The organism is Cupriavidus necator A5-1 (assembly GCF_000744095.1).
GTDB lineage: Bacteria > Pseudomonadota > Gammaproteobacteria > Burkholderiales > Burkholderiaceae > Cupriavidus > Cupriavidus necator_A.
On the sequence record NZ_JQLI01000001.1, the window covers coordinates 3,516,315 to 3,529,506 of the forward strand.

13 protein-coding genes are annotated in these 13,192 nt (G+C 65.4%); 2 read left to right on the forward strand and 11 right to left on the reverse strand.

The genetic code is table 11. The features are described 5' to 3' along the window. The first annotated feature begins 80 nt into the window (after window positions 1-80). Complete coding sequence (locus tag K307_RS15665; protein WP_042879426.1) at window positions 81-824, forward strand: SDR family oxidoreductase; 744 nt, start codon at window positions 81-83, stop codon at window positions 822-824. A gap of 36 nt (window positions 825-860) precedes the next feature. Here K307_RS15665 and K307_RS47835 read toward each other — a convergent pair whose 3' ends face one another. The 11 genes from K307_RS47835 to K307_RS47840 all read right to left on the reverse strand — a co-directional run bounded on the left by K307_RS47835 (window position 861) and on the right by K307_RS47840 (window position 12,403). After that, window positions 861-1,043, reverse strand: coding sequence for a hypothetical protein (locus K307_RS47835; protein WP_155301161.1), 183 nt, complete (start codon window positions 1,041-1,043; stop codon window positions 861-863). A gap of 20 nt (window positions 1,044-1,063) precedes the next feature. Beyond that, window positions 1,064-2,047 carry a 4-hydroxy-tetrahydrodipicolinate synthase gene (gene dapA, locus K307_RS15670; protein ID WP_051974918.1) on the reverse strand — a complete coding sequence of 328 codons (984 nt, stop codon included), beginning with the start codon at window positions 2,045-2,047 and terminating at the stop codon, window positions 1,064-1,066. 2 nt (window positions 2,048-2,049) lie between these two features. Continuing rightward, the gene (locus K307_RS15675) at window positions 2,050-2,391 is read right to left on the reverse strand and encodes a hypothetical protein (protein ID WP_042879428.1); all 342 of its coding nucleotides are present in this window, start codon (window positions 2,389-2,391) and stop codon (window positions 2,050-2,052) included. Window positions 2,392-2,533: 142 nt separating this feature from the next. Beyond that, window positions 2,534-3,313 (reverse strand): TorF family putative porin, encoded by a 780-nt coding sequence (locus K307_RS15680; RefSeq protein WP_042879430.1) that lies wholly within the window; start codon window positions 3,311-3,313, stop codon window positions 2,534-2,536. Between the two features lie 129 nt (window positions 3,314-3,442). After that, the gene (kdpE, locus tag K307_RS15685; RefSeq protein WP_042879433.1) at window positions 3,443-4,138 is read right to left on the reverse strand and encodes a two-component system response regulator KdpE; all 696 of its coding nucleotides are present in this window, start codon (window positions 4,136-4,138) and stop codon (window positions 3,443-3,445) included. Between the two features lie 90 nt (window positions 4,139-4,228). Beyond that, window positions 4,229-7,072, reverse strand: coding sequence for a sensor histidine kinase (locus K307_RS15690; protein ID WP_042879435.1), 2,844 nt, complete (start codon window positions 7,070-7,072; stop codon window positions 4,229-4,231). Between the two features lie 53 nt (window positions 7,073-7,125). Next, complete coding sequence (gene kdpC / locus K307_RS15695; protein ID WP_051974919.1) at window positions 7,126-7,752, reverse strand: potassium-transporting ATPase subunit KdpC; 627 nt, start codon at window positions 7,750-7,752, stop codon at window positions 7,126-7,128. A 23-nt stretch (window positions 7,753-7,775) separates the two neighbouring features. Next, entirely contained in the window at window positions 7,776-10,004 is a 2,229-nt protein-coding gene (kdpB, locus tag K307_RS15700) for a potassium-transporting ATPase subunit KdpB (protein ID WP_042879436.1), read from the reverse strand. Between the two features lie 103 nt (window positions 10,005-10,107). After that, on the reverse strand, window positions 10,108-11,928 hold the full coding sequence (gene kdpA / locus K307_RS15705; protein WP_042879438.1) for a potassium-transporting ATPase subunit KdpA: 1,821 nt from the start codon (window positions 11,926-11,928) through the stop codon (window positions 10,108-10,110). After that, window positions 11,928-12,017, reverse strand: coding sequence for a K(+)-transporting ATPase subunit F (gene kdpF, locus K307_RS15710; RefSeq protein ID WP_042879440.1), 90 nt, complete (start codon window positions 12,015-12,017; stop codon window positions 11,928-11,930). Before kdpF ends, kdpA begins: the two co-directional genes overlap by 1 nt. Next, window positions 12,017-12,403, reverse strand: coding sequence for a hypothetical protein (locus K307_RS47840; RefSeq protein ID WP_155301162.1), 387 nt, complete (start codon window positions 12,401-12,403; stop codon window positions 12,017-12,019). Before K307_RS47840 ends, kdpF begins: the two co-directional genes overlap by 1 nt. A gap of 157 nt (window positions 12,404-12,560) precedes the next feature. Here K307_RS47840 and K307_RS15715 point away from each other — a divergent pair, with 157 nt between their 5' ends. Further along, window positions 12,561-13,169, forward strand: a complete 609-nt coding sequence (locus tag K307_RS15715) for a universal stress protein (protein ID WP_080745040.1) — start codon at window positions 12,561-12,563, stop codon at window positions 13,167-13,169. Window positions 13,170-13,192 lie beyond the last annotated feature (23 nt).

Sequence of the window (13,192 nt, forward strand, 5' to 3'; positions counted from 1 at the left end):
CTTAACATTTCCATTTTCCGCAAGCGCCCGGCAACCGATACTTGCTTCATCGCATCAACGTTCCTTTGAAAGGAGATGACATGAGCACGAATATCGAAGGCAAGGTAGTCGTCATTACGGGCGCCAGCAGCGGGCTTGGCGAAACCACGGCGCGTTACCTGGCCGCGCGCGGTGCGTCGGTGGTCCTGGCAGCGCGCCGGGCGGACCGGCTGGCCGCCATCGCGGAAGAAATCCGCGCGGCAGGCGGCAAGGTGGAAGTGGTGCCCACCGACGTGACGCGCCAGGAAGACGTGCGCGCGCTGATCGACACCGCCGTGCGCGTATTCGGCAAGCTCGATGTGCTGGTCAACAACGCGGGCCTGATGTCCATCGCACCGCTGAGCGAGGCGAAGGTCGACGAATGGGACCGCATGATCGACATCAACATCAAGGGCGTGCTCTATGGCATCGCCGCGGCGCTGCCGGTATTCCAGCAGCAAGGCAGCGGCCACTTCATCAACATCGCCTCCGTCGCGGGCATCAAGGTATTCAGCCCCGGCGGCACGGTCTACAGCGGCACCAAGTTCGCGGTGCGGGCCATCTCGGAAGGGCTGCGCCATGAAGTGGGCGGCGCGATTCGCACGACGACCATCGAGCCGGGCGCGGTCGACTCCGAACTGAAGCTGGGCAGCAGCCACGAGGCCAGCGCGCAGTTCGTGAAGGACTTCTACCAGATCGCGATTCCGTCAGAGGCTGTGGCGCGCGCCATCGCCTACGCGATCGAGCAGCCGGCAGACGTGGATATCAACGAAATCGTCCTGCGTCCGACGGTACAGGAGTTCTGAACGGTCAAGGACCACATGCCCCGCAGGAACGGCGCGCTATCGCGCCGTTTGCGTGAGCCCCATGCGTTCAGCCTGATCGGCGATCCATTCCCGGTCGACGGCAAGCTCATGGTGGCAGGCAGGACAAAGCAACGGCAGTGGCAGCTTTCCGGAGACCAGGTCCTGAAGGGTCTCCGAATGCACATGACCGCACACCGTGCAGGTCAGGAAGATAGGCACGGGAGGTTTCATTTTCGCGTCTACGCAGCAGCCCGGCGCTTTGGCAACGGCCCGTCTTCCCGTTCCTTGCACGGCGGAAGCAGGGCCATGGCCTCCTCCAGCCGCTGGACCAACGCGGAGCTTGCCGGCTGCAACGGCAGCCGGGTTTCCGCGGAAATATCGCCGGAAAGCGCGAGCGCCGCCTTTACCGGCGCCGGATTGGGTTCTGAGAACATCAAGGCAATCAGTGGCGCGAGCCGGGCGAACAAGGCGCGGGCGGCGTCGACATGGCCGGTCTGCGACAAATGCAGCAGGCGCACGAAGAGATCCGGCCAGATATGCGAAGACGCCGCGATGACTCCGGCACCGCCGCCAAGCAGATGATCCAGCATGGCGGCGTCCTCGCCACACATCACGGTGGCATGCGGATCGTCAGAAAGCGCAGCGAGGTTGCCGCTGTCGCACTCTTTCACCGCGGCGACCCGCGGATGGGCAAGCAGGGATCGGATCAGCGCAGGCGACATCGCGCATCCCGTCCGCATCGGGACGTTGTACAGCATCAGCGGGCGGTCGGTGACGCGCGCCACCTCGTTGAAATGCCAGCTGATGCCCTCATCGGACGGGCGCAGGTAGTACGGAGGCGGCACCAGGTAGCCAGCCAGGTCAAAGCCATCGAGTTCGGCAACCTGCGCGCACACGGCGCGCGTATCCACCCCGCCCACGCCGGCCATCACGGGCAGCTCGCCATGCACGGCCTCGAGCACGGCTGCCGTGAAGGCTTGCCGTTCATGGCTCGTAAGCAGGCTTCCCTCGCCCGTCGTGCCGAGGATGACCAGCCCGTTCACGCCTGCCTCGGCATAGCGCTCGGCCAGCCTGGCTGCTGCCGGCAGGTCGAGCGCCCCGCCGCGCATCGGCGTGATCATGGGCACCCAGATGCCCCACGGCGACGTCCGGAGACCCGCATCGATGCCGACGCAGGCGCGGACGGCGGCACCGGAGAAACTCTCCTCATCAGTGCGCCACATGCTTACTCTCCCAAGGCTGTGGTGGTCCCGAACTCCGCGGCGGGCAAAGCCATCATGATGGCGTGCATGGCTGCATCGCGGTCGCCACGGGCCAGGTCAACATGCATCACGGTTTGCCCGTGCCGGTAGTCCACCTTGACCACATAGGCGCGCGCAAGCTCGCCCAGTGCCCGGTGCATGGTCTGCCGCAGCGCGAACACATCGATGGAGGCCACGGCAAGGCGCAGCCGGATGCGGCATGGCGCCTGCAGCGGGACCGCTCGCAGCGCGGATACGGTGCCTTCGCCGCTACGCAAGGCGGTACGTCGGGGAACGGTGTCAACGGCCAGGCTTGCCTGTTGCATGATTCGGTGGACCCTCGCGGTAAGGGGTCGCGTGTTGGACATGGCTTTATGCTAGCCAGCGCCGTCTAAATTTGATGCAAGGATATGGGGCCGGGGCGTTAAATCGGCATCAAAATCGGCGGCGCTGGCAAGGCTCACGCGCTCAGAACGTTTTCGTCAGCGAAGCCCAGGCCGTGCCACGCCCCATGTAGCGGCCCTTGGCATTGGTGTACACGGCCTTGTCGGCGTTGGTGTCGATGTAAGCCACCGCCAGCGAGAAGCCCTTGCCCAGGTCCTTCGTCAGGCCGATCTTCCAGTCCACATACGATGCATCGGCAACCTGCACCTTCTGGTAGCCCACATGCGTATTCAGCGTCAGGTCCCAGAAATTCAACGGCACGTTGGCCGACAGGTCGATGTACCAGCTGTGCTTGCTGTCAGCGAAGCCGAAGAGATTGGTTGGCGCATAGGAGTACTTCAAAGTCACCGGGCCATAGCCCAGGCCAGCGTACACCTCGGTGGTATATGGCCGCGTGTAGTTGGCCGGATAGTCGCCCGGGTAGTAGTACTGCAGCACCCCGATGTCGTAGCTCAAGTCTCCGCCGAAACTGCCCTTGTAGCCCCCGTAAAAATCCATTTCGATCGGTGCCGACACCTCGGCATTGCTGTCTCCCAGCCAGCTGATGCTCGAGTTCCAGTTGCCGAGGTAGAAGCCGCTCGAATGGCTGTAGTCGAAACCGCCCTGGATCGCGGGCTGGCGATTGGTCTGCATCAGGCCGCGGTAGCGATAGTCGGTGGCCAAGGAAACATTGGCGGTGAACGTATGCGCCGACGTCTCTGCGTCTGGCTGGGATTGGGCCATGGCGGGCATGGCGGCGAACATGAGGAGAGCGGGGACGGAACACGCAAGCAGCGCGGTGGCGGTCTGGCGCAGTACAGGCATTTTTTGTTGTGGCGAAAGTTGATGGAATCCCGTTACGACGGGCATCGCCACGATATGGATTTACGCCTAAAAACGGTATCAAAAGCCGTCGTTCCGCCATCCAAATACGGTAAAGAACCGCAATCCGAGTCACCCGACAAAACGGTAACCCAGCCCGATCTCAGTCAGCAAATGGGCCGGTTGGGCTGGATCCGCTTCAAGCTTGTGCCGCAAATGTCCCATGTAGACGCGCAGGTACTGGCTGCTCTCGGACTGCGCAGGTCCCCACACTTCCCGCAGCAGTTCCCGGTGTGTCATGACCTTGCCGCGGTGGGCAATCAGCACCGCCAGCAGGCGATACTCGATCGGGGTCAGGTGCACGGACTCTCCGGAGCGGGTGACCACACGGTTCGCCAGGTCGACGTGGACGTCCCCGAACGTGACATGGTGGGCGCCGTGGGCGCTGGCCCTGGCATGCCGGCGCAGCAGCACGCGCACGCGCGCCACCAGCTCGCCGACGCCGAATGGCTTAGTCAGGTAGTCGTCCGCACCGGCATCCAGCGCGCCGATCTTGTCGGCTTCCCCGGTGCGCGCGGATAGTACGAGGATCGGCACCTCGGTCCACGTGCGCATTTCGCGGATCAGCTGCACGCCATCGCCGTCCGGCAACCCCAGGTCGAGTATGACAAGGTCGGGCTGCCGCGTCCCCGATTCGATCAGTCCGCGCCTGAGCGTTTCCGCCTCGTGCACGGTGCAGCCTTCGGACTCCAGCGTCGCCCGGACGAAGCGCCGGATATGCGGCTCGTCTTCCACAAGCAGGATCGTCGGGGAAAAATCGAATGGCATGAACTCTCTCTTGTCAGCGTTGCGTGTTGCGTGTTGCGTGTTGCGTGTTGCGTGTTGCGTGTTGCGTGTTGCGTGTTGCGTGTATCGGTACTAGGCGACGGGCTCAGGCTCCAGGGCCGGCGGATTGCCGCGCGGCAATGCGACCATGAAACGCGCGCCCGCCTGCCCGCGCGGGCGCTCCGGCCGCTGCGCCGGCTCCGCCCAGATGCGGCCGCCATGGGCCTGGACAATGGCCTCGCAGACGGCGAGGCCAAGCCCGACGCCCGCGGTCGCGGACTCGCGCTCGCCGCGGGTGAACTTCCCGAAGATCTGCCGCTCCTTGCCGGCCGGCACACCCGGCCCGTCATCCTCGACCGCGATCCTGATTTCCGCATCGACCGGCGCCGCCCACAACCGGATCTCGGTTCCCGCCGGCGTGTACTTGGCAGCGTTCTCCAGCAGGTTGCACAGCACGCGCTCCATCAGCACGGCGTCGCATTCCACCAAGGGCACGCCGGACAGATCGGCGACGACGACGCGATGGCGCACCAGCGCGTCGCGCATGGCAGCGAGGCTGGCACCGACGAGCTCCTCCACCGACTGCCACTCCATATTCGTGCGGACATCGCGGCTCTGCAGCCTGGCCATATCGAGCAGATTGACCACCATCGTCCGCATCCGCTTTGCCTGCTCCAGCATCGCCGCTACCGTCTCGTCCAGCGGGGGTGCCAGTGCGGGAACGCTGCGTTGCATGGTCTCGGCCATGCCGATGAGGCTTGTCAACGGGGTGCGCAGGTCATGCGAAACGGCGGCCAGCAAGGAACTGCGTAGGCGCTCGGACTCCATCGACAGCAGCGCCTGCTGTGCCACGTCGACGTAGTGCAAGCGTTCGATGGCGATCGCGATCAGCGTGCAGAATACGTCGACCTGCCGCCGCAGCGCGGGTTGCGCAAAGGCGTGCGCGGCCGCAGGCTCCACCGCCAGCACGCCACGCGTCTGCATCGGCGCCTTCAACGGGACGTACAGCACGGTGCTGCCAGGCAAGGTATGGGTGCCGGTGCCGGCCGGCTGGCCATGCGCGAAGACCCACTCCGCCAGCACGCGGTCGATCGAGTCGGTTCGGGCCGCCGTGTCTTGTTGCCCGGCATCCGACACCGGCGGCAGCAAGCGCCCGTCGGGTGAAACCAGGAAGAACGCCGAGTTGGCATCGAATGCCGCGCGCAGGAACCGGCTGCCGATCGAGACGATCTGGTCCGGCATCAGCGCCGCAGACAGTTCCCGGGCCAGCTCGTACAGCGTGCGCGCGTCTTCCTCGCGCTGGACGGCCACCTGCGCCTGCTCGCGCATGCCAGCCATCAGCTGCCCGATGACCAGGCCCACGGAAAGCAGCACCAGGAAGGTCAGCAGGTACTGCACGTCGCTGACAGCGAATGACAGCCGCGGCGGCACGAAGAAGAAGTCGAAGGCGGCCACGGCCAGCACCGAAGCCAACGCCGAAGGTCCGCGGCCATGGCGCAGCGCAACCCCGACCACCGCCGCAAGGAACAGCATGGCAATGTTGACGATGTCGAACCAGGGAAACGCCAGCGCCGACAGCGCGGTGGCGCCCGCGCACCATACCACTGCCCACAGGTAGTCCTTGCGGGTCGCACCATCGATGGCCTGCTGCGCCTCCGGCTCTTCGGCGGCGTGGCGCGGCCGGATATCGGCCCGGGTCGTGTCGGCCGCGACGCGGATGATATCGATCTCCGGGCAGCCGAGCGCCAGCGCATCGGCAAAACTGCGGCGCCCGAACAGCCACGCCGGGGCACTGACAAACGGCGACAGGACGCGCCCGAGGAGGGAACGCGCCCGCTCGGCAACGGACGCGCCGCCCCGGCGCCAGTCTGCCGGCGCGCGACCGATCACCACCTTGGTCAGGTTATGGCGACGCACGTACCCGACGACAGCCTGGACCATGTCATTGCCAGCCAGTGTCTCGGTGCGCGCCCCCAGCTCTTCGGCAAGGCGCATTGCCGTCTGCAGGCGCAGCTTCGCCACATTAGATGGCGGCGCCAGCCTCGGCGTGGCGATGGTCACCACATGCCAGTCGCAATCGAGCTGGCCGGCCAGCCGCCGCGCGCTCTTGACGACCTGCTCCGCATCGTCGCCGCTGCCGATGCAGGCGAGCACAGCCTCGCGCGTTCGCCAGACCGACTGCACGGCTTCAGACTGGCGCCATGCCCGGACATCGTCGTCCACGCGGTCCGCCGTGCGGCGCAACGCCAGCTCGCGCAGCGCGATCAGGTTGCCTTTGCGGAAGAAGTTGCGCGCCGCGTGTCGCGCCTGCTCCGGCAGGTAGACCTTGCCCTCCTTCAACCGGTGCAGCAGTTCATCGGCGGGCAGGTCCACCAGCACGACTTCGTCCGCGCTGTCGAAAACAATGTCCGGCACCGTTTCCCACACGCGGATGCCGGTGATGCCCCCGACCGCTTCGTTCAGGCTATCCAGGTGCTGCACATTGACCGTGGTCCAGACATCGATGCCGGCGGCCTGCAACTCCTGTATATCCTGCCACCGCTTGGGATGGCGACTGCCCGGCGCGTTGGAATGCGCGAGTTCGTCAACCAGGATCAGCGCGGGATGGCGGGCCAGCGCCCCGTCCAGGTCGAATTCCTTGAGCACCCGGTCGCGGTAAGGCACCTCCTTCATCGGCAGCCGCTCGACGCCGGTGATCAGCGCCTCGGTCTCCGCGCGGCCGTGGGTCTCGACGATGCCAATGACGACATCCGTGCCCTGCGCCGCCGCCGCCCGCGCCGCGGTCAGCATGGCAAAGGTCTTGCCTACCCCGGCCGAAGCGCCAAAGTAGACCCGCAGCTTGCCGCGCGCTGCGCGCTCCCCTTCGGCCTGGACCATCTGGAGCAGCGCATCGGGATCGGGCCGCGCGGCGGCTTCGCGGAATTCGGCGTCAGGCATGGGAAGGCTCGCTCCCGGTCATGGCCGCATGCATGGCGCTGCCCTCATCGTCTTCATCGCTTCGGCGCAAGGCCGTCCAGCGCCAGGTTCAGCTTCAGGACATTGACGCCTGGGTCACCCAGTACCGGCAGCAGCGGCGCTTCGGTATTCGCAGCGATCAGCTGCTTCACCTGTTCGATCGAAATCCCCCTGATCCGGGCGACGCGCACCGCCTGGTATTCGGCTGCGGCGGGACTGATATGCGGATCCAGGCCGCTACCGGATGCCGTGGCCAGGTCCACGGGTACCGGCGCCTGGTTGTCCGGATCGGCGGCGTGCAGCGCGTCGATGCGCGCGCGGGCCGCGTCGGTCAGCGCCGGGTTGGTGGGGCCCAGGTTCGAGCCGACCGACGCCGCGGAGTTATACGGCATGGGCGCCGTCGCCGACAACCGGCCCCAGAAGTACTTCGGGTCGGAGAACGGCTGGCCGATGAGTTCCGAGCCGGTGGGCTTGCCGTCCTTCTCGATCAGCGAGCCCCCTGCCTGGTGCGGGAACACGGCTTTCGAGATCGCGGTAATCACGCCGGGATACAACAGGCCGGTCAACAGCGACAGGGCAACGAACACCACCAGCATCGGCCTGGCAAGGCCCGCCTGCACGGGCTGCGGCGCGGGCTTGGGGGATTGCACTTGGGTAATCATGAGAACTCCGAATCGTAGGGAAATCAGACCCAGCCAAACAGCGCAAGGACCATGTCGATCAACTTGATGCCGGCAAATGGCACCAGGATGCCGCCAAGACCGTAGATCAGCAGGTTGCGGCGCAGCAGCAATGCCGCGCCCAGCGGCCGGTAGACCACGCCCTTGAGCGCGAGCGGAATCAGCACGACGATGATCAGCGCGTTGAAGATCACGGCCGACATGATGGCCGACGCCGGCGTAGCCAACCCCATCACATTGAGCAGGTTGAGCTGCGGATATGTCGTGGCAAACGCCGCCGGGATGATCGCGAAGTACTTGGCGATGTCGTTGGCGACGCTGAAGGTTGTCAGCGACCCGCGCGTCATCAGCATCTGCTTGCCGATCTCGACGATCTCGATCAGCTTGGTCGGGTTGCTGTCCAGGTCCACCATGTTGCCGGCTTCCTTGGCTGCCTGCGTGCCGCTGTTCATCGCCACGGCGACGTCGGCCTGGGCCAGCGCCGGCGCATCGTTGGTGCCATCGCCGGTCATCGCCACAAGACGTCCGTCGGTCTGGTACTGGCGGATCAGCTTGAGCTTGGCTTCCGGCGTGGCCTCGGCCAGGAAGTCATCGACGCCGGCTTCCGCGGCGATCGAGGCCGCGGTCAGGCGGTTGTCGCCGGTGATCATCACGGTCTTGATGCCCATCTTGCGCAGCTCGCCGAAGCGCTCGCGGATGCCGGTCTTGACGATGTCCTTCAGTTCGATCACGCCCAGCACGCGCACATCGTCACCCCGTGCGTCGGCTACCACCAGCGGCGTGCTGCCGACGCGCGCCACCTCGTCCACGGCTTGCAATACGGCATCGGGGAATTTGCCGGCGCGCTCGGTGACGTAGCGGCGCACGGCATCCGCTGCGCCCTTGCGTACGTGGCGTTCACCGCCATTGCCCAGGTCGACGCCGCTCATGCGGGTCTGGGCAGTGAACGGCACGAACTCCGGCTTCAGGCTTGCCATCTCCGGCGCCGCCAGCCCCGGCTGCTGGCGGGCCAGCGTGACGATGCTGCGGCCTTCCGGGGTCTCGTCGGCCAGCGACGACAGCCAGGCTGCTTCTGCGAGCTGCAGCAGCGAGACGCCCGGCGCCGGGATAAAGCGCGATGCCTGGCGGTTGCCGTGGGTGATCGTGCCGGTCTTGTCCAGCAGCAGCACATCCACATCACCGGCGGCTTCGACCGCACGGCCCGACGTTGCGATCACGTTCGCTTCCATCATCCGGCTCATGCCGGCGACACCGATTGCCGACAGCAAGCCGCCGATGGTCGTCGGGATCAGGCAGACCAGCAGCGCCACCAGCACGGTGATCGTTACCGGCACGCCAGCCTTTGTCACCAGGACGCTGTAGAGCGAGAACGGCTGCAGCGTGGCGGTGGCCAGCAGCAGTACGAGGGTCAGGCCGACCAGCAGGATGGTCAGGGCCAGCTCGTTCGGGGTCTTCTGCCGCTTGGCGCCCTCGACCATCGTGATCATGCGGTCGATGAAGCTCTCGCCCGGGTTGGTCGTGATGCGTACCACGATCCAGTCGGACAGCACGCGCGTGCCGCCGGTCACGGACGAGAAATCGCCGCCGGACTCCCGGATCACCGGTGCCGATTCACCCGTGATGGCGCTCTCGTCGACCGAGGCCACGCCGTCGATCACCTCCCCGTCACCGGGGACCATGTCGCCGGCTTCCACCAGCACGACGTCGCCACGGCGCAGCGCCGTGGCCGCACGGGCCTCCGTGGCACTGCCACGCTTGCCTTCCTTCAGCACGCGCGCGGTGACTGTCGTCTTCAGGCCGCGCAGCGCCTCGGCCTGCTGCTTGCTCCGCCCTTCAGCCAATGCCTCGGCAAAGTTGGCGAACAGCACCGTAAACCACAGCCAGACCGATACCGCCAGGATGAAGCCCGCGCTCTCGCCGCCAGGGGCAGCCGTGGGCGCGAACATCGCCCGCAGGAAGAGGATGGTCGTCAGGATGCTGCCGACGTAGACCACGAACATCACCGGGTTGCGCAGCTGGTCCCGCGGCGACAATTTCTTGAAGGCCGCAACGAGCGCAGGTTTCACCAGCTCCGGGGCGAACATGCTGCGCGCCGGCGGGCGATGCGGATGATGATGCGTACCGCGTTGCTGGCCGGAGGCCGGCGCGAGCTTGGCCTGGACCGTGTTGGAGGAAGCAGCGTCCGGCGTCTTGCCGCCGCGCTTGGCCGCTGGGGCCGTCGATTCATGTTGCATGGTTTCTCCGCAATCCGCTGGAGACACCCGGTACCCGCGTCTGCATCGCAGTGCAGGTACCAGACGTGTCGGAATGCTCAATATCTCTTCGTCAGTAGTCGCCTTACTTCGCCGCGGTTGCCATCACCGCGCCCTGGAGTTGCTCGGCAACCGGCCCGAGCGCCAGTGCCGGCACATAAGTCAGCGCGCCGACCATCAGTACCGTCCCCACCAGCAGGACGACAAACAGCGGGCCGTGCGTCGGCATCGTGCCGCCGCTCGGAGGCACGCGCTTCTTGGCCGCGAGCGAGCCCGCCAGCGCAAGGACCGGGATGATGATCCAGAACCGGCCGAACCACATGGCCGCTGCCAGCAGCGTGTTGTAGAACGGCGTATTGGCAGAGAGGCCCGCAAAGGCGCTGCCGTTGTTGTTGGCCGCCGACGAGAGCGCGTAGAGGATCTCCGAGAAGCCGTGCGTGCCGGGATTGAACACGCCCGCTCGCCCTGCTTCGGCCATCACCGCCACCGAGGTGCCGAGCAGCACCAGCAGCGGCGTGACCAGGATCGCCACGGCGGCCATCTTCATTTCGTAGGCTTCGATCTTCTTGCCGAGATACTCCGGCGTGCGGCCGATCATCAGGCCGGCGATGAAGACAGCGAGCACTGCATAGACGAGCATGCCATACAGCCCTGAACCGACACCGCCGAACACCACTTCGCCCAGCTGGATCAGCAGCATCGGCACCAGCCCGCCGATGGCGGTGAACGAGTCATGCATCGCATTGACCGCGCCGCACGATGCCGCGGTCGTGATGGTGGCGAACAGCGCCGACGCCGCCATGCCGAAGCGCGTTTCCTTGCCTTCCATATTGCCGCCCGCCTGCAACAGGGAACTGGCATGGTCGATCGGCAAGCCGGACAACGCAGGCGTGACCATTTGTTCGGACTTCGCGGCGACGCAAGCCATGGCGACAAAGATCACTGTCATCGAAGCCAGCACCGCCACCCCCTGTCGCCTGTCCCCCACCATCTCGCCGAAGGTGAAGCACAGGGCCGCCGGGATCAGAAAGATCGCGAGCATCTGGATAAAGTTGGCCAGGGCATTCGGGTTCTCGAACGGATGCGCCGAGTTGGCATTGAAGAAGCCGCCGCCGTTGGTGCCGAGCATCTTGATGGCCTCTTGCGAGGCGACCGGACCCATGGCCAGCGTCTGCTTGTCCGTCTTCAGGTCTTCCGTCACCGGCTTGCCCTGCGCATCGAGCACCGGCTGCCCGGCGGCATCGACCTTGGGCTGGCTGTACTCGACCGGCGTCACCAGGCTGACTTCCTTGTAGGCATCGAAACTCTGGATCACGCCCTGGCTGACCAGCGCCAGCGCGATCACCGTGGAAATCGGCACCAGCACGTACAGCGTGATCCGGGTCATATCGACCCAGAAGTTGCCGATGGTGGCCACGCTCTGGCGCGCGAAGCCCCGGATCAGCGCGAAGACCACGGCGATGCCGGTTGCGGCGGACAGGAAGTTCTGCACGGTGAGCGCGAGCATCTGCGTCAGATAGCCCATGGTCGACTCGCCGGCATAGCCTTGCCAGTTGGTATTGCTGACAAAGCTGATCGCCGTATTGAAGGCCGAGTCCGGCGTGATTGCGCCAAAGCCTTGCGGATTCAGCGGCAGCATGCCCTGCAGGCGCTGCAGCGCATAGACCGCCACCACGCCAAGCAGGTTGAAGGCGAGGAGCGCGGCGGTGTATTGCTTCCACCCCATCTCGGCGTCGGCGCGCACGCCGCCCAGCCGATACAGCAGCCGCTCCAGCGGGCGGCCCCACGCGGTCAGCGTGTAGCGGCCATCCTCCACGGCACGCCGCATATAGCGGCCGACGAATGGCGCGCACGCCAGGAGGATGGCGAGATACAGGACCAGCAGGCCCACGAATTGCGAGGACATCAGAATTTCTCCGGCCGGAACAGCGCGACGAGTAGATAAATGAAAATGGCGGCCGCTAACACGCCGCTCAACAGATCGGTCCAGCTCATCACAACCCCCTGTCCGATGCGCTGTTCTTTGCCGACAGCTGGTTATGCGAACCGCCGTGCCTGTTGCCCGCCGAGGATTGCGGGGCAAGCACCGCGCAAAGCCCCAGCAGGGCCGCGCTCAGTACGGCGAAGCCTATCAATACGATCAGAAAGATCCCGTCCATGACAAAACACCCTTGAGTGGTTTCGGCTTGGAGCTTAGCGACGGGGTGGTAAAAACAGGGTAGAAAGGTGGGCGGTGCGTATAAAGAACGCATAAAGATCGGCGTGGAGGGGCCTGGCAAGCGGACGACGAAGCACTCTCCATCCGCTTTTGCCGCTATGATCCGTCGCTGCGAGCTCGCCGAAATCGGCGTGGCGCTGATGGCTGCAGAGCTTGCATCCATGCGCCGTACTGGCTCGCCCGCTGCCCCTTTATCGGATCTTTACGCGCTGCCGCCATATCTTGATGCGCGGTAAACACGAACTCGCATACGCTGGTTGCATCGGACTTGCCGCCCCGACAAATCGTCGCCGCGACACCGCTACCAGTGTTGAACCGCAATGATCAAGCTTCTTGTCGCTGTTGACGGCTCAGACAGTTCGTTATGGGCTGTCAGGCATGCCGCTTTCCTCTATAGAGAGGGCAGCATTTCGCAAGTCGTGCTACTTAACGTGCAAGCCCCGATTGAGCAGGGCCGCGCCCGCGCCTATCACTCCCTTGCCCAACTGCGGGAGCGGGAACGCAGCGAAGGCGACGCCGCGCTGGCATGTGCGGGAGAAATCCTTGACGATTCCGGCGTGGATTATGTGGCGCAGATAGGCATCGGCTCGCCGGCGACTACGATATTGACCGCTGCACAGGTGTGCCAATGCGATGGCATTGTGTTGGGCCTGTCAGCCTGGTCGCGTTTCCTGGCCCTTGCAGGCGGCGGTATTCCGGCGCAGATCATGCGACGCTCGCGGGTACCCGTCACGCTGGTCAATGCTCCGCGCGCCCACCTCCCCGCTGAGTTCAAGGTGTATCGGCCGCGAGCCAGTCTTGCACGCCCTGCTCTTGTCGTCTACCCGGCGACATTGCAGCCCCGAAACGCTGAGACGGTTACCCTCTGTGAGTCGCCCGTCAGGGGCTACCAGCTAGGCGAAGCCCGGCCGGGAGCGGTCGCTCGCTAAGTTGCTCCCCCGACCGTCCGGAA

Excerpts from the sequence above, each read along its gene's own strand:
- K307_RS15690 (WP_042879435.1), bottom strand. The coding sequence starts at position 7,072 with ATGCCTGACGCCGAATTCCGCGAAGCCGCCGCGCGGCCCGATCCCGAT.
- kdpF (WP_042879440.1), bottom strand. The coding sequence starts at position 12,017 with ATGAGCTGGACCGATCTGTTGAGCGGCGTGTTAGCGGCCGCCATTTTC.
- K307_RS15665 (WP_042879426.1), top strand. The coding sequence starts at position 81 with ATGAGCACGAATATCGAAGGCAAGGTAGTCGTCATTACGGGCGCCAGC.
- kdpA (WP_042879438.1), bottom strand. The coding sequence starts at position 11,928 with ATGTCCTCGCAATTCGTGGGCCTGCTGGTCCTGTATCTCGCCATCCTC.
- kdpB (WP_042879436.1), bottom strand. The coding sequence starts at position 10,004 with ATGCAACATGAATCGACGGCCCCAGCGGCCAAGCGCGGCGGCAAGACG.
- K307_RS15675 (WP_042879428.1), bottom strand. The coding sequence starts at position 2,391 with ATGCAACAGGCAAGCCTGGCCGTTGACACCGTTCCCCGACGTACCGCC.
- K307_RS15715 (WP_080745040.1), top strand. The coding sequence starts at position 12,561 with ATGATCAAGCTTCTTGTCGCTGTTGACGGCTCAGACAGTTCGTTATGG.
- K307_RS15680 (WP_042879430.1), bottom strand. The coding sequence starts at position 3,313 with ATGCCTGTACTGCGCCAGACCGCCACCGCGCTGCTTGCGTGTTCCGTC.
- K307_RS47840 (WP_155301162.1), bottom strand. The coding sequence starts at position 12,403 with ATGGATGCAAGCTCTGCAGCCATCAGCGCCACGCCGATTTCGGCGAGC.
- dapA (WP_051974918.1), bottom strand. The coding sequence starts at position 2,047 with ATGTGGCGCACTGATGAGGAGAGTTTCTCCGGTGCCGCCGTCCGCGCC.
- kdpC (WP_051974919.1), bottom strand. The coding sequence starts at position 7,752 with ATGATTACCCAAGTGCAATCCCCCAAGCCCGCGCCGCAGCCCGTGCAG.
- kdpE (WP_042879433.1), bottom strand. The coding sequence starts at position 4,138 with ATGCCATTCGATTTTTCCCCGACGATCCTGCTTGTGGAAGACGAGCCG.